This is a genomic window from Domibacillus sp. 8LH (genome assembly GCF_038806185.1).
Lineage (GTDB): Bacteria > Bacillota > Bacilli > Bacillales > Domibacillaceae > Domibacillus > Domibacillus indicus_A.
Genome location: NZ_JAVJNG010000004.1, coordinates 173,545 through 196,479, shown reverse-complemented (window position 1 = coordinate 196,479; position 22,935 = coordinate 173,545). Strand labels below are relative to the sequence as shown.

Sequence of the window (22,935 nt, the reverse complement as noted above, 5' to 3'; positions counted from 1 at the left end):
GGCGATACATCAACAGGCACGACAAGCACAGGCGATACAGAAACAGGTCCAAAGAAAGGGCCTAAAAAAGGACCTAAAAAAGGTCGGCGAAGATAGAAAAAATTGCTTCTGTTTGATCAATGAATAATTGATCAAACAGAAGCAATTGCTGCTTAAAGAGTAATCTTATCAACTCCAAAAAGAATAGTAAAAGTGGGAATTCAAATTAATAAATCGGTAATGGTTTTTATCAACCCTGCAAATCAAAAATGCGTTCTGGTGTTATAGAAAGGGGCAAACACTGTGAACCCGATATACGTAAGAAACACTGATAAGTATGGCAGAGGAATTTATGCGGCGCGTGATATTAAAACAGGCGAGCTTTTTGAAGTCTCCCCAGTTTTAATATCGCCTCAAAATGAGTGGGAATATATAGAAAAGACAGTGCTTGTTGATTACTGCTTCACTTGGGGAAAAAATTATAAGCAAACAGCGATTGCTTTAGGATATGGATCCCTGTTTAATCATTCCTATACGCCAAATGCTGTGTTTGTTTATAATGTAGAAAATTTATCTATAGACTTTTATGCAATAACTAACATTAACAGGAATGAAGAAATCACAATAAATTACAATTGTGATCCTGAAGATAAATCTGCAGTATGGTTTGAGGTAATTGATTACATAACTTGATGCCGCATCCCAAAAATAATAAAAATTTTTATTGCTCCTCCACTTATATTTAAATGTGCTGTCATTAAAAGCTCTTCAGACCATAGACAAATTCACCTGCATTGAAGCTGCATTTTGTCTTCTTTATCCCCTTATTTTTGGGTGAAAGAAGATTTCCTCTTTATACATTTATTTCACTGAGCAGGCGATTACAAGATCTCCACCAATGTCCTGTTTCGGTACCACCTTTATAGCCGTTTGAATATAATGTATTGATGATTAAAAGGAGTTTTTTTACCAAAAGAAAAGTGGAAGGTAAGTAACATCGACTTTGAAAAAACGTAAAAGGTGTAATATTAACAGAGGATAGATCAAATAAGAACGAAGATTGGATCAAGAGATCGGCAAACAAAAAAACCAGGGATACGTTCCTGGGTTTTTTTGTAGAAGGGCCTAAATTTCTTCCCCCTCTTAAAATCACTTGGTTTATTAGTTGTCCACAAAGGTACAATGCCAGCGTATCATTTTATCACGCATATAGAAAGGAAAAGAAATGATATGTCTTATCTAATTCCGTCTTATTTTTTGATAATCGAAGAAGGGGACCTAGAAGAGCTGCGGCGAGATGTGCGGAGCGATACCCCTGTTCCTGCCTATTTACAAGTAGAGGGAGTCATCTATGATGTCGATATTGCCTATCGGGGTTCTTATACACGAAAATTTCGCAAAAGATCCTACCAAATAGAATTCGTCAAGCCGTCAACATACTCCGGGGCCCGCGTTATTCATCTCAATGCAGAGTACAAGGACCCCTCTCTTATCCGCAATAAACTTTCTTTGGACTTATTCCGCGATCTTAGTGTTCTCTCTCCACACAGCCAGCATATCAATTTAATCCGAAATGACTCTCTTAGAGGTGTCTACTTGCAATTAGAATCCGTCGATGATTTGTTCTTGAAAAAGAGAGACCTTCCTTTAGGTCCTATTTATTATGCCGTCAACAATAATGCTAATTTCTCCTTAACAAGAGATGAGAAGCAAAAAGAGTCACTTCTTTCGGGGTATAAACGAGTGTCTGGAAGCCCGTCAGATGATGATTTTCTTCAAAAATTGATAGAGAAAATTAACCATACCCACCTTTCTCAATTTCCTGATGAAATTCCTCAGTACCTCAATATTGATAAATATTTACGCTGGCTTGCTGGGGCTGTCTGCACAATGAATAATGATGGATTCACTCATAACTACGCGCTGTATCGCAACAGTGAGACAGGTTTGTTCGAAATCATTCCCTGGGATTATGATGCAACCTGGGGAAGAAAGGTCGACGGCGGGGTGATGCGGTACGATTACGTTCCGATTGAAGGAAAGAAAAGCAACCACCTTTCCTGCCTGCTTCTGCAGGTACCGGAGTACCGTGAACTTTATCGAAACATATTGGAGGAGACCTTAGAAACCAAGTTTACCGTCGACTACATGGAAAACAAAGTGATGTTGCTGCACCAAGCTTTACGTCCGCATATTCTTCTAGACCCTTATAAAAAGAAAACGATCGATGTATTCGATAGCGAACCAGATTTTATTTTTCAATTCATTCGTGATCGCAGCAACTATTTGAGAAAGCACCTAGCCGATTTGAATTAAAAGAATTCTCACTTTATGTTTATAGACTCTAACTCTAATGGTAAGAGCAATGCTGATTTCTCTGTTTTATACAAAATGGAACAAACCACCTCACCGCCGCTTTTCCTTTTTTATCTTTGCTGCTTTTTAGGGTCTTTTTGTTTCTTATTTCTGTCATCACTCCCATATATAAATCGATCTTTGTCATGAGGGAATAGGCATAAGACAAAAACAAATCAATCACCTTTAGGAATGTTTTTTACAATAAATGAAAAGAAAATAGGACTTGGGACGATCGTTACATTCAGTATTGCAAATGGTACAGGTGAAAAGCCAAGGGGAAAAGGAATATGCTTTTCCCCTACACTTTTAAGTTATTTACCCGATGACTGAAAAGAACCAGATTAAACATGATGTAACGAGCGTCATTATTCGTATTTTGAATAACATCGGCATACTTACGGCCCCGCACAGTTAAAGTCGGTCTGCAGTGTAGATTCACTGTGTCGATAATCTGCATTCTAAGTGAACAGGGGCTCGTTTATTCAGCCTCGCTTCCGACGTCCATTTCAAAAAACGCCATACAATGATTCAGAAGGGGCCAATGAATGAAAACGGAAGTTTCAGGTGGAAGAACCGTTAAATTTATACTTATGTTGTAAGCTCTGTGCACTCAAATCGACTCCACTACTAGCTCTGTTTGACACCAGGAGAAATTGCATAGTAACAGGAGAGACAGCAGACGAGGGAGAGAAAGATCCTGTCTTAATAAATGGAATTCGCCCTCTGGATGGAAATTATCTCAAATGTGGAAATAAAAATTAAGCAAACGATACAGGAGTATATTCTTTCTTTAGCAGGAGCAATTGAAGTAACAGAAAAACAAAGATAATTAGTTAAATAATCAAGTAGTAGACTTTTATGCAAGCATTTTTCTCAATGAGATTCTTCCATTCTAAGAACAGACCCATATAGCTAAAAGAATTATGCATCTCAGCCATAATGTTAAATAGGTACTGATAAAAGCTGCATAGCCTTTCTTCCATAGTTGGTCGAAGAAAGAAGCCTTTGTTGAAATGGAACGTAAATGTCCGGATTCCCATCTTTTTTAGATCAAGTGTACGCCACCTTTATTTTTTGTCTGGATAAGTATAGACCATCCAGGGTCTTTCATGTCTAGAAGTTTAAGAATTGTTTCGGCATAAGTTTAAAGACTAGGTGGTTGTACAGTTGCTTTTTAATAGAGGTGAATATAAATGTAATAAAACGGAGAAGAAGGGACTCTAATTGACGACTTTTCAAAAAGGGGAAGGGACGAATGAGCTTTGAAATTGGATTGACTTTTTTGATCTTTATCATGACAATGTTTGTTATATTTTTAAGGCCAGGCGGGATTAATGAAGCATGGCCGGCGTCGATTGGGGCAGGGATTATTTTGCTGACGGGGATCGTATCTTATGGAGATATTATAGATATTATCGATAAGATAGGCGGTGCATCCATTACAATTATAGCCACGATCGTCATGGCAGTCGTATTGGAAAGCTTCGGTTTTTTTCACTGGGCAGCTGCGCGGCTTGCAAAGTTAGCTAAAGGTTCGGGCTATCGTCTCTACTGGTACATTCAGCTTTTATGTTTTTTGATGACACTTTTATTTAACAATGACGGCAGTATCTTAATTACGACACCCATTTTAATTTTACTTCTTCACAATCTTCAGCTAAAACCATCTGAACAGCTTCCATATCTCTTAAGTGGCGCTCTGATCGCTACCGCTTCTAGTGTACCTATTGGCGTAAGCAATATTGTCAATTTAATTGCATTGGAAATTGTCCATATGACTCTTTATATGCATACTGCCATGATGTTTGTGCCTGGAACACTTGGATTATTGTTCATGTCAACTTTAATGTTTATTGTAGTGAAGAAGAAATTACCCAAAACGCTGCCTGCTTCTTTGCAGGACATAGAAGAAAACTTTTTCACTAAAAATTTTCATCCATTAAAAGGGACACTGTCTGTTGAAACAAAACATAAACGCACAAAATTTATGTTAAAGGTTTTACTGTTTGTGTTTGTGGTACGCTGCCTGCTCTTTGTGGCATCCTATCTGTCCATTCCAATTGAGCTGGTGGCAGTGCTTGGCTCCTTCCTCTTGCTTGCATGGAGATGGTACCATTTGCGAACAAACCCGCTGGATATTTTAAAAAAGACTCCATGGCACATTTTACTTTTTGCCTTCTCTATGTATGTCATTATTTACGGGCTCCACAATGCAGGATTAACGGCCATGCTTGTAAGGGCATGTGAACCGATTGTTAACCAGGGACTGTTCCAGGCGAGCCTTATGATGGGCGGATTAGTCTCGGTTTTATCCAATTTTTTCAATAACCATCCTGCCTTAATGATTGGAACCATTACTTTAACAGAAATGGGGATAGACCCTATCACTTTAAAGATGATTTATCTTGCGAACATTATTGGCAGTGATATGGGCTCTTTGTTATTGCCGATCGGAACTCTCGCCTCCCTAATTTGGATGGATATTTTAAAGAAAAATAAAATTCATGTTTCTTGGAAAGATTATTTAAGCGTGTCATTGATTGTTATACCCTTGACAACGATCGTCACATTATTCTTGTTATTCTATTGGGTACAGGTGATTTTCACTTAGTTTCTGATCTTCCCGCAGGAAATAGAACAGAAAATAGTTAGAGATTAAAAATGTATGAAACGAATTCGTATTTGGGATTAGGAAATTTGAATATAATATAAGTGCTAGTATATGTATTGGAAAAGGACTGGATTTTTAGAATCTAGAGCTTTTTTCTACATATACTTTTACTTATATTAACCTCTCTCATAAATCCAGCCACCACATCCATTAGGTAATCATCAGCTAAGCCTTGTAAAAGCATTAAACTTTGAATTAGGGAATACCTCATAAATTGAGACGAACAAAACACCTTTAAGTTGAAAAACGGGTATGTAATGACCTGAAAAGCCAACTTGAATGTGTTTTTCTATATGGGTACGGGAGTCAGTTGTCCAGCAGAAATAAAATGAAGGCTGTACAGATGAAACTAGCTGAAGTGGCTGTTAAAGAAGTTAGGAAAGAATTAAATATTGAGACCATCAAGGTATTCTTCCATCAAGACCAGCGCGCCGGGGAAGCGTTCTTGGAAATGCCTGATTGCTTCTTTAAACCTTTTCTTTGAAGGAACGAGAAGAACATCTTTAGAGCCATTAGACACAGGAGATTTTATAATGAAAGGGAGGTGTACACTATATTTTTTAATGAGATTGTCCTCATTTTCTTCAATTGAACAAACAGCATAAAAAGGCTCGGCTCGGCTTTCTTTTAATAATTCCCGAAACCTTGTTTTATTTTTCATATTAAAAAGAACCTCTACTGAATGCTCAGCAAAATTTAATTCCCGGGAAATATCGGCTGCAAGGCTTACCAGTGGATCAATAAAACTCATAAAGGCCTTGATTTGTTTTCCCTGCTTTTTTAAGCAGGAAACTTCTTCAAGAATCGCTTTTTTGTCCGTTAAGCTGCTCATCTAAATCATTTGATGTACGTCCGTAAATTCTTTCCGCTGCTGCTTGATCCATTTTTCTCTATCCGTCAGTAAAACAGTAAAATACCCCAGACTTTTCGCTGCCTAAAAATATAATGGTTTGCATACAAACGAATCAGCTCTTTAAACATCATTTATGATATTTCCATCTATCAAATTTCTCTGCTTACTGCTTACATCAATAAAATAGTAGACTCGTTCTTGATCCCCCTTTGTCCCTCTCTCATTATTTTATGCAAATGCTAGATTCATTGTATAAGTAAATTTCCTTTATTCGTAAAATTTTTCAAAGCCCCTGCTTTTATCTGCCGCCCAGCCGAAGAAAAGAGAGGATTGCTTTGCTGTTTTTTTTTTGTCCACTGCTATTGATAAAACGTAATGATTACGAAATAAGGGGGATGTTGGGTGCAGACAGTAAAGGTAAGGAGAAAGCGTGTTTTATGGAAAGGCTTGTTGAAGATAGGGATAGCAGCAGCTTGTCTTGGCTTATTGGGAGCCTGCGGACAGTCTTCATCGAGTACGACGGCGTCAACAAGCGAAGACAAGCACATTCATTTTCTTTATAATTTCTCAACCAATTCTTTAGATCCACATGTTGATTCAAGCTACGTTCCACTGCGAGCCGGTATAACGGAAACGCTTGTCCGGCTTGATGAAGAGAAGTTAACGATCGCGCCATGGCTGGCAAAAAGCTGGGAAGGTACAGACGGGCAAAATTGGACGATTCACCTGCGCGAAGATGTCACCTTTCAAAACGGAAAGAAAATGGATGCGAAGGCAGTAAAAGCTTCTCTAGAACGGGCACTGACAGAAAGCACAGCTGTTCAAAATGCATTAAAGATCGACAAAATGGAAGCAGACGGCTATACATTGCGCATTTCAAATACAGAACCATTTCCTGAATTTATTTCTGAACTGGTGAATCCAAATGTATCTATCATTGATGTGTCGGAAAAAGATATCGTCAATAAACCGGTCGGCACGGGACCTTTTGCTCTGACGTCCTTTGTTCCGGGAAGCCGGCTTGAGCTTAAGCGCTATGATGATTACTGGGACGGGGCTGCAAAGCTGAACTCGGTTACATTCTCGTTTAACGAAGATGCCAATGCGCGTTCTATGGCACTGCAATCCGGGCAGGTCGATATTGTCTACCGGCCGGAGGTGGAGAGCCTGGAGGCATTGAAAGCACAACCCGGCATGAAAGTAGAATCGACGGAGACCTTCCGTGTTCATCAAATGACGATGAATATGCAGCGTGAAAGTTTAAAAGATGTCAATGTACGCCGTGCGGTTGATGCATTGATTGACCGCCAGGAAATTGTCGATACGATTTTGTTAGGATACGGAGAAGCAGCAGAAGGGCCGTTTTTGCCATCCCTGCCATTTGCGCCGACGTACGAGAAACGCCCGCTATCCGGTCCGGATGCGGCTGTGCAATATTTGCAGAAAGCAGGCTACACACTGAAGGATGGAAAGATGCAGAAGGATGGGAAGCCGCTTCAATTTGAGCTGCTCACGTACAGCGCCAGAGCTGACCTGCCGCTTATTGCACAGGTGTTTCAATCTGATGCGAAACGAATTGGCATCGACGTAAAAATTAAGCAAATTGAAATTCCGGAAGAATATATGGCGTCTAACCGTGACTGGGATTTGGCGACATACAGTAATTTAACATCGCCACGTGGCGATGCCGGCTATTATTTAAACGCAACGTATCATCCGAAAGGTGCTTTGAATTTCAGCGGTGCAGAAGAACCGGAACTGACAAAAATGATTGACAAGCTTAATCAAACAGTCGGCCAGAAGAAACGTGCAGTGCTGGCAGAGCAGGCGGCGGATTATGTGCATGAGAACGTGATCAATTCTTTTGTGCTGCACCCGTCCACGATTGTCGCGTATAACGATGATAAAGTAAAAAGCTGGGTCACAACCCGGAGTGAGTATTATATGATAACGAACCAATTGGATGTGAAATAAATGCTTCAGATTCTTGTCCGTAAATTTCTTGAAGTAACTCTTTTCCTGCTGTTTATTACTTTTGTCGGAGCGGCGATTCCGAGCTTTTGGCTTGGCTTGATTTTGATCCATTTGTTTGGTGTTCAGTTGAATTGGCTGCCCACGATGGGAAGAGACGGGTTTATGTCATTAGTTTTGCCGTCGGTCACACTTGGGCTGGCGATTTCAAGTGTATACGTCCGTCTGCTTCGCTCCAGCCTGCTTGACTCGATTAGTCAGGAGTTTATCCGTGCCGCAAGAGCGAGGGGGCTGTCAGAAGGGCGCATTTTCTTCGTTCATGCACTGCGACACAGCCTTCCGCCTGTTATTACGGTGTTTGGCGTTAGTTTAGGCAGCTTAATTGGCGGTGTTGTGGTGATTGAAGTGTTGTTTGCGTATCCCGGTGTTGGAAAAATGGTCGTTGATGCGATACGCCAGCGTGATTATCCGCTTATACAAGGATACATTTTGGTCATGGCCGTCATCGTGTTTGTGGTGAATACATGCGTGGATGTCTCGTATCGGTATTTGAATCCGGAAATGAAATTAAAAGAAAGGAACAAACCATGATGAGAGGTTTTTCTATACAACTGCCAAAAGGAATAAAGCAAAATTGGCAGGGAGCCGCTGCCTTTTTGATCCTGGCTGCTGTGCTGGCAGGTACCCTGTATGCTTTCTTTTATTTGCGGCATGATCCGACTTTGACAAATATGAGCAGCCGGCTGCAGGGAATGAGCCTGGAGCATCCGCTCGGCACCGATCATCTTGGCCGTGATGTATTAACAAGGCTTTTTTTAGGAGGGCAGCAAACAATCGGCTCCAGCTTTTTAGCTCTGATTGCCGCTCTCGCCATCGGGATTCCGTTCGGATTGATTGCAGGCTTCAAGCGGGGCTGGGTTGACAGCGTCTTTATGCGGATTGCTGATGGTTTTTTAGCTTTTCCGGACACAATCGTGGCGATCGTGTTGAGCGGGCTGCTTGGACCGGGAATCGGCAACCTTGTGCTCGCCATCGTGATGGTGAAATGGGTCGGCTATGCCCGGCTTGTTCGAAGCACGGTTTTAACTGAATCACAAAAGGAATACGTACTCATTGCCCGGATTAATGGGCTGTCCGCACGGAAAATTATGTGTAAACATTTGTTTCCGCACATAGCAGGAAACGTGCTTGTGCTGGCCAGCCTCGACCTTGGCAAAATTATTTTGCTGATTTCTTCCTTATCTTATATCGGTCTTGGTGCCCAGCCGCCAACGCCGGAATGGGGAGCTATGCTGAATGATGCACGCCCGTATTTTCAATCGATGCCGGCTTTAATGATCTATCCGGGCCTTGCGATTGTTCTTGTTGTACTGCTGGCGAATATACTGGGTGATTATTTGCGTGATCGCTTTGATGTAAAAAAGGAGGGGCAGTCATGATTTTATCCGTTGAGCAGGTAACGATTGGCAGCAGGCAGAAAAAGCTCGTACAAAACGTTTCCCTCGCGATTCAAAAAGGAGAATGGTTTGCTCTTGTTGGGCAGAGCGGCAGCGGAAAAAGCATCCTGTCACAAGCTGTTGGACAAATGCTTGCCCCTGGCTTGAATGTAGAAGGCAACATTTTTTTAAACGGACAAAATGTACTGGAGCTGTCCAAAAAAGAAATGCGGACAGTCCGCGGCCGGAAGCTGTCTTATATTTTTCAAGATTACCAGGGCTCCTTCACACCATTTCGCACGATTAGCCAGTACCTCGATGAATACCAAAAAGCCCATGGCATTCATTCACCGCAAGCCCGTATGGCTGGAGTGGGGAAAGCACTTCAATCCGTCGGTTTAAGTGAGGAGCTGGCCGGACGCTATCCGTTTCAGCTGAACGGCGGTCAGCTGCAGCGCGTGTCGATTGCGATGGCTCTTTTGCTGGCTCCCGATTTGGTGATTGCCGATGAAATCACCACCGCGCTCGACAGTGTATCCGGGAATCAGATTTTAGAGCTGCTTGCCAGGAGGCAGCAGGAAACCGGCTGTGCCATTTTGTTTATTACACATGACTGGCGCCATGTAAGACGTTATGCGGACCGGATTGCCGTCATGAAGGAAGGCGAAATCATTGAATCAGGAGGAAAGCATCGTATCCTTGATCATCCGCAGCACCTTTATACAAAGCAGTTAATCAAGGCGGCGCCTGTGCTTGACCACCGCCTGCCATCCGGTTTACAGGAGGAGGGGAAAACATGAAGCTTCTTGCTGTACAGCAATTGACGAAATCATACAGCGGAGGAAAAACGGCTGTAAATGACGTGTCTTTTGAATTAGATAAAGGCGAATGTCTTGGGCTTGTAGGGGAAAGCGGCTGTGGCAAAAGTACATTGGCTAGGTGCCTGCTGAGAATAGAGTCGATTGACAGCGGCTCTATTCGTTTTAAAGGCGAAGCGATTGAAAGGTACACCGAACGCCAATTGTATCCTTACCGAAAGCAAATGCAAATCGTGTTTCAAAACCCGTCGGCTGCTTTGAATCCAAAACTGAAAGTAAAAGATTCTCTCATTGACCCGTATGAACAGTACAAGAACGAGCTAAAGCCTGCCCACTTTTCGTATACGTCCAAAAAAGCGTTTGTTAAACAGCTTTTAGAGGCGGTTGAATTGCCAGAGGATTTGGCAAACCGGTATCCTCATGAATTAAGCGGTGGACAAAAACAGCGGGTTACAATCGCCCGGGCGATCAGCATTGAACCAGAGCTGATTGTGTTAGACGAGCCTACGGCGAGCCTTGATGTACTTTCCCAGGGAGCTGTTCTTGATTTATTAACAGAGCTGCAGCGCACACTCGGTCTTTCTTATTTATTTATCTCCCATGACCTGGCCGCTGTGCAAAAAATGAGCCAGCGCATCATAGTCATGAAGGAAGGGAAACTGGTCGACCAATTCAGCCGGGAGCAGCTATGGGCGGAAGAACGCCATTCTTATACAAAAGAGCTGATTTCTTTTTTTTTAAAACATGATCCAAGGTCCGGCGCAAGTAAACATCACTTGCGCCGGGCTTTTTTGTTTCCATCAGCAAAAAAGGGCTAAAAACAGCCGAAGAGCAAAGGATAAGAGGAAGCTGTTTTTTCAAGTATTTTAGATTGACAATGCCATTGCAGGTGATTATAATTTTTCTTCGTGAGGAAACATTTCGTATACGAAATGTTTCGGTAGAAAATAAAAGAGACAGAAGAAAGGGGGAATAAGCAGCGTGTTGAACAATGAAATTTTGGCTTCCTTTTGGAGGATCAATAAAGCGATCAATAAATTAATAAAGCAAGACGCGGATCGGCTTGGCATTACGGTTGTGCAGCTGAAAGCCATTTATATCATTCATTTAAATCCAAATATAAGCCTGGGAGAATTAGCTGAAAGGCTGATGCTGACAAACAGTACGGTCAGCGGTGTGATTGAGCGGCTTGTTCACAACGGGCTGGCTGAAAGGATCATTCCGCAGGAGGATCGAAGAAGTGTGTTTATTGATTTAACAGAAGAAGGAAAAGCCGTGTTCGAGCAAATCGTTTCGTCTGAATCGAAGCTCGTCAAAAAATTAAATGACATTCTTGAGCTGCCAGAAGAGGAGATTTCCCATCTTCTGCGCCTGCACCAAATTGTTTTAACAAAACTCTCATCAGAGGAGGAACAGGAGTCATGAACGCAAAGCGTTTAATTTTGATTAACATTATTATCCTATTGGTTTTAGTAGGCGGCGGCGTAGGCGGCTATGCTTACTACAATAAAGCTGTCAATTACTTAACGACAGACAACGCTCAAATCGCCGGTCAGCAAGTAACTATTTCTGTACCTGCAAACGGAAAATTAACAGAATGGAAAGGTAATGTAGGTGAAGAGTTCTCTAAAGACGCGAAAGTTGGCACGCTTTCTATCACAGGTACAGATGGACAAGCATCACAGATGAACATTACACTTCCAACAGCTGGAACGATTGTTCAAAGCACAGCCGTTCAAAATTCATTTGTTGCTGCTGGAACACCGCTTGCGAAAGCGTACGATTTAAACAATTTATGGGTTACGGCTAATATTGAAGAAACAGAAGTGGATCAAGTAGATGTAGGGCAGGACGTGGACATTTATGTAGATGCTTTTCCGAATTCAACGTTAAAAGGAAAAGTCACACAAATCGGCTCAGCAACAGCTGGAACATTTTCTTTACTGCCAAGTTCAAACAATACAGGGAACTTTACGAAAGTCACGCAGGTCGTTCCTGTAAAAGTATCGATTGATGACAGCAAGGGCGTAGCCATCGTTCCTGGTATGAACGTAACCGTGCGAATTCATAAGTAGGTGATCACATGTTAATATATGGAGCAGTCTATGTTCTTTTATGTGCGTTAGTGCTGCTGCTCTTTAATTTTAGAGCGGTGAAACGAAGAAAACAGAACATGAATCAACCGGTTATGATGCGCGAGGAGCGTGAAAGAAGCTCTGCAGAAGTCCGTCCGAACCGAAAAGAAGAAGACGATGAGGCGGCTTCTCCGCAGGATTTATCCGAAGAAACAGCAGAGGTGCTTCAAAATTCCGCTGTATCAGAGCCGGCATTGGAATATGTAGAAGCAAATGTTCAGCCGAAAGAAGAAATAGTTGAGGAGCCGAAACAAACGGCTTCGGAAGCACCAAAAAACTTCAACACAGGAAGAATTTTAACGGCTTTAATGCTTGGTGCTTTCGTGGCGATTTTAAACCAAACGCTGCTGAATGTAGCGATTCCGCATATTATGAATGATCTGGGTGTTTCAGCCAACACCGTTCAATGGCTGACGACGGGCTATATGCTCGTGAACGGAATTTTAATCCCGGTTACGGCGTTTCTTATTGAAAAGTTTGGAACAAGGAAGCTGTATATTACGGCGATTCTCCTGTTTACGGTCGGTTCACTCATTTGTTCGTTATCGGTAAACTTCACCATGCTGATGATTGGACGGTTAATTCAGGGGAGCGGAGCAGGGATTATTATGCCGCTTCTCATGACGGTATTTTTCGTGCTGTTCCCGCCGGAAAAACGCGGGAAGGCAATGGGGCTTATGGGCGTTGTTATGATTTTTGCACCCGCAATCGGCCCGACCTTATCCGGATGGCTGATCGGCCATTATTCCTGGAGACTGCTGTTTGACATCGTTATTCCAATTGGCGTACTTGTATTAGTTTTAAGCTTTTTGTGGATGAGAGATGTTACGAAAATAACCAATCCGAAATTTGATTTACCCGGGTTCCTGTTTTCCACAATTGGTTTTGGATTCCTGCTGTACGGCTTCAGTGAAGCCGGAAATAACGGTTGGGACAGCACGGTCGTTGTTCTTTCGCTTGTGATCGGGATTGTGTCATTGATCGCTTTTGTTTGGCGGGAATTGACTACAGATAAGCCAATGCTTGATTTGCGTGTGTTTAAATATGATATTTTTGCACTGACAACGGTCGTCAGCATGATCGTGAATATGGCGATGTTTGGTGCGATGATTCTGCTTCCGATTTATCTGCAGAACATTCGCGGTTTTACCGCGCTCGAGTCCGGACTGCTTATGCTTCCGGGTGCGATCGTGATGGGGATCATGTCTCCGATTGCCGGGGCGCTGTTTGATAAAATAGGTGCCAGATGGCTCGGCGTGATCGGCTTAACGATTACCGTTTTAACAACATGGCAGTTCACGATGCTCAGCATGACAACAAGTTACAGTCATCTGCTGGTTTTATACGTACTGCGGATGTTCGGTATGTCTTTTATTATGATGACCATAATGACGGAAGGGCTCAACCAGCTGCCCCGCCATCTTGGTTCGCATGGAACAGCCGCTTCCAATACGGCGAGACAGGTTGCCGGCAGTATTGGAACCGCATTTCTTGTCACGGTAATGACCACAAGACAAGGGGCGCATTATGGTGCCTATCAAAATACGGTTACAAGCTCTAACTCTTTTCTTTCCAATCAGTTTGAGCAGCTTGGCCAAAGCTTATCTGCTATGGCCCACTTGCCGGGGGCGGCAGGAAACCAGCTTACAACTCAGCTTCTTTACGCCCAGGCCGTACAGCAATCGACCATTGACGGCATTAATGATGCTTTTATGGTCGCGACAGGGCTTTCTGTGCTCGCCCTCATTCTTGTATTTTTTGTGAAACGGGCACGGATTAAAGAACAATAATCAATTGAACGTCCACCCTAGAAGGCAATCCCTTTTAGGGTGGATTTTTTTATGGTTAAAACGGGGCTTTCTTTTTTGAACCAGCTTTATATTTGTACTTTTCGGTCGATATAAAAACAGATGTTCTATTTTGGTGGAAAGGAATTGATTTATGGGTTTTATTGTTTTACTTCTATTAGGCGCGATAATGATATCGGCCGCCAGGTTTTCCGGCAGTTCCAGACGTAAAAAAGGAGTGCTTGGTGAAAGAACCGTTCAAGAGGAGCTGGACAAGCTCGACCAATCGATATACACCGTTTTTCATGATCTTTATATTCCAAGAAGCAATGGCCGGACGGCGCAAATTGACCACCTGGTTTTGTCAACACACGGTATTTTCGTAATTGAAACCAAAAACTTCAGCGGCAGAATTTTCGGTGATGAGTCAGAAAAGTATTGGATCCAAAAGACCTTGAAACGAAGAGAGACCTTTTACAATCCAGTTTGGCAAAATGCAGGCCATATTCGTGCATTAAAAGAGTTTTTTGGCCATTCGAATGGAATAAAATATTATTCATTCATCGCTTTTACAAGAAAGTCCCAGCTTGAGCTTGGAGAGCCTTTCAAGGAAGTAAGTGTTTTATATGCAGATCAACTGGTGGAATCACTCTGTACTCAACGAAAACAGCGCATGAATGCCGTGCTTGTGCGAGAGCTTGCCGAGAAGCTTGAGCCTTTTAATGAAGCGGGAAGGAGAAAAAAACGGGCGATCGAAAAAAAGCACGTACGGGCTATTAAAAGTGGAAAACGGCAAAGGGAACGAAACAAAAGTGAGGGAGTCTGCCCTAGATGCGGCGGGGCATTGGTAAAGCGGACTGGAAGGTATGGAGCCTTCAAGGGCTGCAGCCATTTTCCGGAGTGCCGGTTTACGAAAGTAAGAGAAGACTAGCTGGCTTTTCTGCCGAAAAAAACAGCAGATGCCGGACAGTATCTGCTCAGTGTGTAGACAAGGTCTTTCGCTTTTAAAAAAGAGCCGATAAGTGGTGTTGAAAATCCATAAGCAAGGACTGAATAGACATTTTCTTTTTTTAAAATAGAGAGAGATGACCTTATTAGCCCTATACAATCTTGTCGTAAGCCACTTGGCGGCAGGAGGGCAGCACAGACTCCTATGGGACTAGCGGGCAGCTGAGACCGGTGAAGCCGCCAGGCGAAGTCGGGCTCAGCGCCTGCCCCATGGAAAGCGGAGCTGCCTGGACGCCGCCGATCTATCCTATTCATGTGTACGGTCATCCACATAATTTGCCTACAGTTTAGGCAGATGCCGGCCGGCATCTGCTTTTATGATTCGGTTTGATAAAGCAGTCCTTTTTTACGGATTTGCCCTTCCAGCTCTTCTGCAAATGGAATCTTGGGGTGAATCGTATATCGGACCGGCTTTGCTGCCAGCTCAGCTGCTTCTTCAGCCGATCGCGGATGCCATTCTTCGGAGTCGAATCCTTCTGACAGAAGGGCTTTGGCGGTAATCCGGTCAAACTTTTCGACAACATCCGCAGAACAGTCATTTACATAAACAAAATGCTGCATTAAATCGTGCCATTGTTCTTTCGTTGAAACTATTTCCGTCCGGATAATGTGGTGAAAAGCGTGGCATTTTCGGCAAATAAGCTGGATGTCGAGCAGGTGGCACACCTTGTTCGTAAAGTCGTATTCCTCCACTTCATGAAGGTGAAGGTGCCGCATATCCTGCTCCTGCTGGGGTTTCCATCCGCAAATGCCACATTGTTTTCCCTGCTGCTCCAGTACAAAAGGACGCAGCTTCGTCCGCCAAAAGAAAGACGAGGCCGTTTGGCGAATCGTATGGCCGTGGAAAAAAGGGGGCTTGGCAGAAGGAAGCAGTTTAAAGGCAGTCAGGTCCCAATTCCCTGCTTCGTTTTGTGCTGATTTCACGTTCCGATTTCCTCACTTTTTTAAGAGATGACATAGCTTCAGTATGCCACCTTCTTTCTCTCTCTTCAACGCACTTTTCATACCCAAAGAAAATAGAAAGTAACAGCGGCAAATGCACAGAGAAAAGGAGAGCCGCTTGCTTGAATGGCTCTCCTATTATAGAAGAAACAATTATCCTTTCGGGGGATAGGGATCATGGCCGTAGCTGTTTGATTCTCCGATTTGTCCATCTTTTTTATGAATTCTATGTTCTGTTTTATCTCTTTTCGCTTTTTCGCGCCCGTCTTTTTCTGCTTCCGCTTTGGTTGAATGATGGCTGATCGTTTCCCCTCCTTGTTTGTTATCCCAGCCGCCGTTTGAATTTGGAACAGTATGAACCTCTGGCTCTTTTTTGTCTGCCATAATATGTCACTCCTTTTTGCTGTTATAAACTGCGTTTTTATTCTTCTTCACTATTTGTCCTTTTTTAAAAAGGAACAAACGTAAGGGGGACTAGATTAGTATGTTTTTCTCTTTAGTATGTGGATTCAAGATGATCTTTTCCGAAGGACTTCCAGATGAAACCATTGACTCTCTGAAATATGTTGTTATAATTATGAACAAATCTATGTTAGGAAATCTAACAAAGGGTGAGGGACATGAAAAAAATCGAAGCGATTATTCGGCCGGAAAAAATCACGGAAACAATCAAGGGGTTAAAACATATTGGTGTTACGGGTTTTACAGTCTCGCAGGTGGTAGGCAGGGGGAAACAAAAAGATACACAGGGAGTGTATCGGGGGAAAAGTTACAAAGTCACACTGCATCCGAAAGTAAAGCTGGAAATCATTTTATCTGATTATATGGTAGAGCCGACGATCGATACAATTATCAAGTCTGCTCAAACAGGGGAAGACGGAGACGGAAAAATTTATGTGTACCCAATTCTAGAAGCTTATAATATTCGTACAGGCCAGCCGGACGTTGAAATTGATGATGTGAAGCAGGGAGGACGAAGCTGATGGAAGTCATCCATTTGAATACAATCTGGGTCGTCATCGCAGCCGCTATGGTGCTGTTTATGGAAGGCGGCTTTAGTTTACTGGAAGCAGGTTTTGTGCGGACAAAAAACGCGGTCAATGTGACGATGAAAATTTTTGTCGATTTAACAATTGGCGCACTGGCGTTTTGGATGGTCGGATTTGGCATTATGTATGGAAAAGGTGCATTTGGTTTGATTGGGACAAGCTTGTTTGGCAGCCCGGAAAATATTGCTCTATCCATCGACCTGCCTAGTGCGGCATTTGTGTTGTTTCAAATGGGCTTCGCGGTTGCTTGCGTATCTATTGTATCCGGCGCAGTAGCAGAACGAATGAGCTTTAAAGCATACATGTTAACAGCAGCGATGATTTGTATACTTGTTTATCCGCTGTCCGGCCACTGGATTTGGAACAGCGACGGCTGGCTGGCACAGCTCGGCATGAAGGACTTTGCCGGTTCCGCGGCAATTCATGCACTTGGCGGCTTTGCGGCATTTGCCATGGCAAAGCGCTTAGGAGCAAGAAAAGGCCGGTTTAATTCAGATGGCAGCGTCAACGTATTTGCGCCAAGTAATATTCCATTAGCATCTGCCGGCGCTTTTATTTTATGGTTCGGCTGGTTTGCGTTTAACGCGGGGAGTACACTTGATGCAACCAATGCTTCTTTAGCAGCGATTGCCCTGCATACCATGCTGGCGGGAGCGAGCGGCGGAACGACGGCTCTTTTGATGACAATGAGCAAATTTGGTAAAGCAGATCCGAGTATGACGATGAACGGAGTACTTGCCGGTCTTGTAGCTGTAACAGCCGGCTGTGCATTTGTGGAAAGCTGGAGCGCCATCGTCATTGGGGCGGTCAGCGGCATCATTGTCATTTATGCAACATTGCTTGTCGACCGCTTGAAGGTAGATGATCCTGTTGGAGCAGTAGCTGTCCACGGGTTCAACGGGGTGTTTGGTACAATCGCTGTTGGCTTGTTTGATTCTTCTCAAGGTCTTTTTACAACAGGAGATGCCAAGCTGCTCGGTGTTCAAGTGCTGGGAGCAGCGGTAGTCGTTGTCTGGGGTCTGACTGCCGGACATATAATGGCGGTCATTTGTGAAAAAACAGTTGGTTTGCGTGTGAGCGAGCGGGAAGAAGAGGAAGGACTGGATATGTCTTTTCACGGTATTCCGGCTTACAACGAGTTGGAGCGTTTTACCGATGTGCCAACCAGCTTGTATGATTTTGAAGAAACAACAGGGATTACAGTAGCGCCTATTCATAACAAAAAAGCAGCAGTTAAATAAGCGAAAAAACGATCATCCTTTATTGACGAAAGAGGATGATCGTTTTTTTCTTTCTTTTAAAATGAGCAGTTTTCAATGATGAGAATATACATTAAAATAGTAAATATTGGCTGTGGGGAGTATTTGCCTCACATAAAAGGGTGGAGACTTTTGTTCAACAAATTATGGATGAAGCTTGTGATCGTTTTTGGGGCGGCGGGTCTGCTGATAACATCCTTCACAGCATTCCGCATCTGGTCTTTCGGCAGCCAGGTGGAATATCAAAAGGCAGATGCCGCTATCGTGCTCGGCGCTGCGGTCTGGAACGGCAAGCCGTCGCCTGTTTTGCGTGAAAGAGTCGATCATGCCCTTTGGCTGTATAAGAATGGGTATGTGGACAAGCTGGTTTTTACGGGCGGAAGAGGCGATGGAGAGAAAACAGCGGAATCGGAGGCGGCAAGAGACTATGCGATGAAGAAAGACGTACAGGCGGATGACATTTTGATTGAAACAGAATCCGCCATTACGGAAGAAAACCTTCAATACGCTTACGAGCTGGCGAAAGAAAAAAAGCTGAAAACTTTTGCGCTTGTCAGTGATCCGCTGCATATGAAGCGTGCTATGCTGCTGGCGAAAACAATCGGAATGAATGTTTATTCGTCACCTGCCCAAACCTCCGCTTATCAAACGATCAACAGCCAAATCCCGTTTCTCTGCCGGGAAGTGTTTTTATATATAGGCTACGTGGTAAGCCGGCCGTTTCGATCATGAAGAGGATATCAAGAGACAAATGAAGGTCTTGTTTTGATGTAAATAAAGCCGTCCATCCCTGCTGTAAAAGGATGGAGGGCTTTTTTAATGAGTAGAGTGGCGTTTTTTCGCATTCATTAAATACTGGACAAATACTTCGTCACGAGCCAGCCAGACGGCTTCCTGCTGTTTTAAAAAACGTTCTCCTTCTTCAAAGCTTGTGAACGTTTCCGGCCGCTGTTCATGATTTTGTTCAATACCCCATTGTTCAGAAGACAGAGGATGCAGTAAAAAGCCATCATCCTGCCTGTTTGTGTACAGGGCGCCAAAAGAACTGTCTGGCAGGTTGTAGCGGTTACGTTTCGCATCTTCTTTGAGCGGCTCGCGGCCGAATACAGCTGTTACAAACAGCTCAAACGCTTCTGCTGATAAAGAGCAGCCCGAGGCTTTTGCATGGCCGCCGCCGCCAAAAAGCCCGGCAGTGCGCGAAACATCAACGTCATCGTGAATAGTCCGGAGACTGATCCGCCTGCTGCCCACACTGATGATGGCAATGTAATCGAGATGGGAAAACTCTTTGCTTAGTTCATTGCCAAGCTCAGAATGGTACGATTCTGCATGGACAATGCCGGCCCATTGGTCGTGGACATAGGCCTGTACAACCTCGCGCTTTTTCCGGCGGATGTATCGCTCTGTTTTTCTTTCTTCCATATCCAGAATTTTCTCTTCAAATTCATTAAAGAAAAAGTGGTCGCCTGTGTTCAACCGGTTCAGCATTGCTTCTTCGAATTCATCGATAGAGACTAAAAAGAAGAGAGCGTTCAGCCGCTGGGCTTTTCGATTGTTGAGCTTTTCCCAATCCCACGTATCATATTGCCGGACGAGCTCCACAAATTCGGCCACCGCTGCCGAGTGTGTAAGGTGCTCATATTTCAGCAGGTACTCATAAAACAAAGAAGTCGCTGAAGCCGGACGGCCTTCTTTTTCCTCTATAACGACCTCTGCCCATTTATAGTTGTTCAGGTGCAGTGCTGTTTGATGGTGATCGAGCAGCTGAACTTTTCCGCCGTTTTGATAAAACTGGTTCAGCTTTTCTTCGTTTTCTTCGTTCACGGATAAATCGGTAATAAACAGAAACGTGTCCGGATCTCCGTTTTCTAAAAACCATTCGACTTCCTGGTTTAGTCCGGAAATGGAATTGTAGCGGACACTTACATCAGAGCCAAAGGCAAGCTTTGCTAAAATCCCGCATGAAACACCGTCCAGGTCATTATGAGATAACAGTTTGTACATATTTTTCACCTCAAAACGTAGTATGAGGACAAAGGGCAAAAAATATTGAAAAGTGCTCTTTCTTTCTGACGGGTATGCCGTCTTTTATTTTGGATAAAATAGAAAGAAAAGGGGTGAAAGAATGACGCTGGTCCGTCTCGGTTACGCAGCTATGAGCATGAATGTTCAAAATGGTTCTCCTTCTCAAACAATGACCCATGCTCAGTTTTCAAAAATTGGGGACAGGGAAGCGGCCATCCATAAACTAGAACGTATTGCGATGTCAAATCTCCATAATTGTCTGCGCCTGCTTCGGCACAATGCGGCGCATGATATCCACTTTTTTCGGCTTAGTTCCAAACTGATTCCAATGGCGAATCACCCGGAACTTTCAGATTGGAATTACATAAAGCCGCTTGGAGAAAGCTTGAAGGCGATTCGCTCGTATTTAAAAGAGCATCAGGACATGCGGATTGACTTTCATCCGGATCATTTTGTTGTGTTAAACTCACCGAAACCTGATATTTTAAAAACGGCTGTTCAAACACTCCGTATGCATCGGCTGCTGTTAAAAGGGATGGGGATTGCCCCCGAACACCGATGTGTTGTACACGTAGGCGGCGGCTATCGTGACAAAGAAGCGGCGCTGGAGCAGTTTGTGGAAAATTGGGGGCTTCTTCCCGCTCCTTTGCAGCGCATGATGATGCTTGAAAATGATGATAAAACCTTTACGATCAATGAAACGCTCTACCTATGTGAAAAGCTTGGTGTTCCGGCGGTGTTCGATTATCATCACCATGCAGCCAACCATGAAAAGGAAGCAGAATGGGAGGCGGCATGGGAGCGCGTCACCGCTACATGGCAATCCTCTGCGCTGCCAATGAAAATGCATATGTCGAGTCCAAGGTCAGAAGAAGATTTCAGAGCCCATGCGGATTTTATTGATGAAAAGGAATTTCTGCATTTTCTTCATCGTGTGAAAGGAAGCGTGCCGCAAATCGATGTCATGATTGAAGCGAAACAAAAAGATAATGCTCTTTTTGCCTTGATGAGGGGATTGAAAAAAGAAGGAATTGAACAAGTGGATGGAGCCAGCTTTTATTTACAGGGATAAAGGAAAGAAGAATATGTATAAACGCATATTTGATCTTTAAAGCAGGTGCCAAAACATAAAGCCAATCCTTTTTAATAAAGGATTGGCTTTATATGGGCCTGCCTTATTTTCGTTTCAGGTTCATCTTCTTGTGTTTTCTTGGTACATCTATAATAGTCATTTCACAGCCTGCTTCTGTACCGTATGGATTGCTTGAGCTTGAGCCTTGATCCGCTTTTCCGGACTGTGACGGCTGCCCTTGTTTATTGCTCGTACCAGCTTGTTGGTTAGAAGGGGCAACAGACATATCAGATCCAGCTTCTGTGCTATACGGATCTGAGGCATTCTGTCGACTTTTCCCGGCTTGTGCGGAGCTGCCCTCTTTGTTGCTCCGTCCCGATTTTTGATTGCCGAAAGTAAAGGACGTATCCGAGCCGGCTTCTGTACCATACTGATCGGATGAATTCTGCTGGCTTTTTCCAGTTTGTGCGGAGCTGCCCTGTTTGTTGCTCCGTCCCGGTTTTTGATTGCCGAAAGTAAAGGACGTATCCGAGCCAGCTTCTGTACTATATTGATCCGATTTATTTTGCTGGCTTTTTCCAGTCTGTGCAGAGCTGCCCTGTTTGTTGCTTCGTCCCGGTTTTTGATTGCCGAAAGTAAAGGACGTATCCGAGCCGGCTTCTGTGCCATATTGATCGGATGAATTCTGCTGATTTTTCCCGGATTGTGCCGAGCCGCCCTGCTTGTTGCTTTGCCCGGCTTTTTGATTGCCGGAAGTAACGGACATATCGGAACCGGCTTCTGTGCCATACTGATCAGACGAATTCTGCTGGTTTTTCCCGGATTGTGCTGACACGCCTTTCTTGCTGTTCTTCCCGGTTTTTTGAATACGGGAAGCGAAGGACATATCTAAGCCGGCTTCTGTCCCGTATTGGCCGGTTGAATCTTTTTGTTTCTTCTCAGACTTTGCTGCTTCGCCTTGCTTGTTCTTTTTATTTTGCTCGTCAGCCGGTTTTACAGAGATATCAGAGCCGGCTTCGGTTTGGTATCGGTCCACTGAAATGGTTTTCTTTTTTTGATCTTGAATGACGGCGCCTTGTTGATCAATATTGGCTTTGTTGACATTCGGCCGAACGGCCATATCGGAGCCGGCTTCGGTTTGATATTTATAAGTAGATACAGCCTGGTTGGCGTTTTTGCCAGCATTTTGGCCGCCGGCCTTTTTCTTGTTTTGCTGAGATTTTCCAGCGGGTCCCTGCTTTAGCATATACATATGGAAAAAATACTCGCCAATCGCAATGACAACGGCGCATAAAAGAGCGGCTGCCCATAATGAAATACGCGGTTCAAACAAAAGGGCTCCCAGTAGCCAGACACCAATAAGTGTTAAGCCAAAATCAGCAGCAGATGCTGTAGGATTTCCGAATCTTGGTAAAATAAATAAATCACCGATCAGAAAGCTGGCGGCAGTGAGCAGAACGCTGATTGTGAAGATGTCACCCAAGGAAATATTAAAGAATCCACCTAAAATAATCCAAAGAACGAGCGTTACCATGACAAATTTTATTAACAATGCTGATACATATTTCATCG

21 protein-coding genes are annotated in these 22,935 nt (G+C 43.6%); 16 read left to right on the top strand and 5 right to left on the bottom strand.

Annotated elements, in window-relative coordinates:
* The first annotated feature begins 282 nt into the window (after window positions 1-282).
* The 3 genes from RG959_RS09250 (at window position 283) to RG959_RS09240 (ending at window position 4,948) form a co-directional block, all read left to right on the top strand.
* Window positions 283-672 (top strand): SET domain-containing protein, encoded by a 390-nt coding sequence (locus RG959_RS09250; protein ID WP_342796845.1) that lies wholly within the window; start codon window positions 283-285, stop codon window positions 670-672.
* 537 nt (window positions 673-1,209) lie between these two features.
* Window positions 1,210-2,295, top strand: a complete 1,086-nt coding sequence (locus RG959_RS09245; RefSeq protein ID WP_342796844.1) for a CotH kinase family protein — start codon at window positions 1,210-1,212, stop codon at window positions 2,293-2,295.
* Window positions 2,296-3,592: 1,297 nt separating this feature from the next.
* Window positions 3,593-4,948, top strand: coding sequence for an arsenic transporter (locus tag RG959_RS09240; RefSeq protein WP_342796843.1), 1,356 nt, complete (start codon window positions 3,593-3,595; stop codon window positions 4,946-4,948).
* Window positions 4,949-5,393: 445 nt separating this feature from the next.
* Here the strand turns inward: RG959_RS09240 and RG959_RS09235 are convergent, their stop codons facing one another.
* Window positions 5,394-5,840, bottom strand: a complete 447-nt coding sequence (locus tag RG959_RS09235) for an ATP-grasp domain-containing protein (RefSeq protein ID WP_342796842.1) — start codon at window positions 5,838-5,840, stop codon at window positions 5,394-5,396.
* A 468-nt stretch (window positions 5,841-6,308) separates the two neighbouring features.
* Here RG959_RS09235 and nikA point away from each other — a divergent pair, with 468 nt between their 5' ends.
* From nikA to RG959_RS09190, 9 genes are all read left to right on the top strand, one after another.
* A complete protein-coding gene (gene nikA, locus RG959_RS09230; RefSeq protein WP_483298871.1) occupies window positions 6,309-7,835 on the top strand; it encodes a nickel ABC transporter substrate-binding protein in 1,527 nt (508 codons plus the stop codon).
* Complete coding sequence (locus tag RG959_RS09225) at window positions 7,836-8,423, top strand: ABC transporter permease (RefSeq protein WP_342796841.1); 588 nt, start codon at window positions 7,836-7,838, stop codon at window positions 8,421-8,423.
* Complete coding sequence (nikC, locus tag RG959_RS09220) at window positions 8,423-9,271, top strand: nickel transporter permease (RefSeq protein ID WP_342796861.1); 849 nt, start codon at window positions 8,423-8,425, stop codon at window positions 9,269-9,271. The genes RG959_RS09225 and nikC overlap by 1 nt, the downstream gene beginning before the upstream one ends.
* Window positions 9,268-10,068 (top strand): ABC transporter ATP-binding protein, encoded by an 801-nt coding sequence (locus RG959_RS09215; RefSeq protein ID WP_342796840.1) that lies wholly within the window; start codon window positions 9,268-9,270, stop codon window positions 10,066-10,068. Before nikC ends, RG959_RS09215 begins: the two co-directional genes overlap by 4 nt.
* Window positions 10,065-10,904, top strand: a complete 840-nt coding sequence (locus RG959_RS09210; RefSeq protein ID WP_342796839.1) for an ABC transporter ATP-binding protein — start codon at window positions 10,065-10,067, stop codon at window positions 10,902-10,904. The genes RG959_RS09215 and RG959_RS09210 overlap by 4 nt, the downstream gene beginning before the upstream one ends.
* Before the next feature lie 163 nt (window positions 10,905-11,067).
* On the top strand, window positions 11,068-11,511 hold the full coding sequence (locus tag RG959_RS09205; RefSeq protein ID WP_251272691.1) for a MarR family winged helix-turn-helix transcriptional regulator: 444 nt from the start codon (window positions 11,068-11,070) through the stop codon (window positions 11,509-11,511).
* Window positions 11,508-12,161: an HlyD family secretion protein gene (locus RG959_RS09200; RefSeq protein ID WP_342796838.1), complete on the top strand. Its 654-nt coding sequence runs from the start codon at window positions 11,508-11,510 to the stop codon at window positions 12,159-12,161. Before RG959_RS09205 ends, RG959_RS09200 begins: the two co-directional genes overlap by 4 nt.
* 8 nt (window positions 12,162-12,169) lie before the next feature.
* Window positions 12,170-14,011, top strand: a complete 1,842-nt coding sequence (locus RG959_RS09195; protein WP_342796837.1) for a DHA2 family efflux MFS transporter permease subunit — start codon at window positions 12,170-12,172, stop codon at window positions 14,009-14,011.
* Window positions 14,012-14,162: 151 nt separating this feature from the next.
* On the top strand, window positions 14,163-14,939 hold the full coding sequence (locus tag RG959_RS09190; protein ID WP_342796836.1) for an NERD domain-containing protein: 777 nt from the start codon (window positions 14,163-14,165) through the stop codon (window positions 14,937-14,939).
* Window positions 14,940-15,331: 392 nt separating this feature from the next.
* On the opposite strand, the gene RG959_RS09185 is transcribed toward RG959_RS09190, so the two are convergent.
* Entirely contained in the window at window positions 15,332-15,940 is a 609-nt protein-coding gene (locus tag RG959_RS09185; RefSeq protein WP_342796835.1) for a hypothetical protein, read from the bottom strand.
* Window positions 15,941-16,111: 171 nt separating this feature from the next.
* On the bottom strand, window positions 16,112-16,342 hold the full coding sequence (locus tag RG959_RS09180) for a DUF2188 domain-containing protein (RefSeq protein ID WP_342796834.1): 231 nt from the start codon (window positions 16,340-16,342) through the stop codon (window positions 16,112-16,114).
* Window positions 16,343-16,578: 236 nt separating this feature from the next.
* Between RG959_RS09180 and RG959_RS09175 the strand changes: the two genes are divergently transcribed.
* From RG959_RS09175 to RG959_RS09165, 3 genes are all read left to right on the top strand, one after another.
* Window positions 16,579-16,941: a P-II family nitrogen regulator gene (locus RG959_RS09175; RefSeq protein WP_251272685.1), complete on the top strand. Its 363-nt coding sequence runs from the start codon at window positions 16,579-16,581 to the stop codon at window positions 16,939-16,941.
* Window positions 16,941-18,248 carry an ammonium transporter gene (locus RG959_RS09170; protein ID WP_342796833.1) on the top strand — a complete coding sequence of 436 codons (1,308 nt, stop codon included), beginning with the start codon at window positions 16,941-16,943 and terminating at the stop codon, window positions 18,246-18,248. Before RG959_RS09175 ends, RG959_RS09170 begins: the two co-directional genes overlap by 1 nt.
* Before the next feature lie 150 nt (window positions 18,249-18,398).
* Window positions 18,399-18,998 carry a YdcF family protein gene (locus RG959_RS09165; RefSeq protein WP_342796832.1) on the top strand — a complete coding sequence of 200 codons (600 nt, stop codon included), beginning with the start codon at window positions 18,399-18,401 and terminating at the stop codon, window positions 18,996-18,998.
* Window positions 18,999-19,082: 84 nt separating this feature from the next.
* On the opposite strand, the gene RG959_RS09160 is transcribed toward RG959_RS09165, so the two are convergent.
* Window positions 19,083-20,270, bottom strand: a complete 1,188-nt coding sequence (locus RG959_RS09160) for a DHH family phosphoesterase (protein ID WP_342796831.1) — start codon at window positions 20,268-20,270, stop codon at window positions 19,083-19,085.
* A 121-nt stretch (window positions 20,271-20,391) separates the two neighbouring features.
* Here RG959_RS09160 and uvsE point away from each other — a divergent pair, with 121 nt between their 5' ends.
* Window positions 20,392-21,363: a UV DNA damage repair endonuclease UvsE gene (gene uvsE / locus RG959_RS09155; protein ID WP_342796830.1), complete on the top strand. Its 972-nt coding sequence runs from the start codon at window positions 20,392-20,394 to the stop codon at window positions 21,361-21,363.
* Window positions 21,364-21,466: 103 nt separating this feature from the next.
* On the opposite strand, the gene RG959_RS09150 is transcribed toward uvsE, so the two are convergent.
* Window positions 21,467-22,933, bottom strand: a complete 1,467-nt coding sequence (locus RG959_RS09150) for a YndM family protein (protein WP_342796829.1) — start codon at window positions 22,931-22,933, stop codon at window positions 21,467-21,469.
* Window positions 22,934-22,935 lie beyond the last annotated feature (2 nt).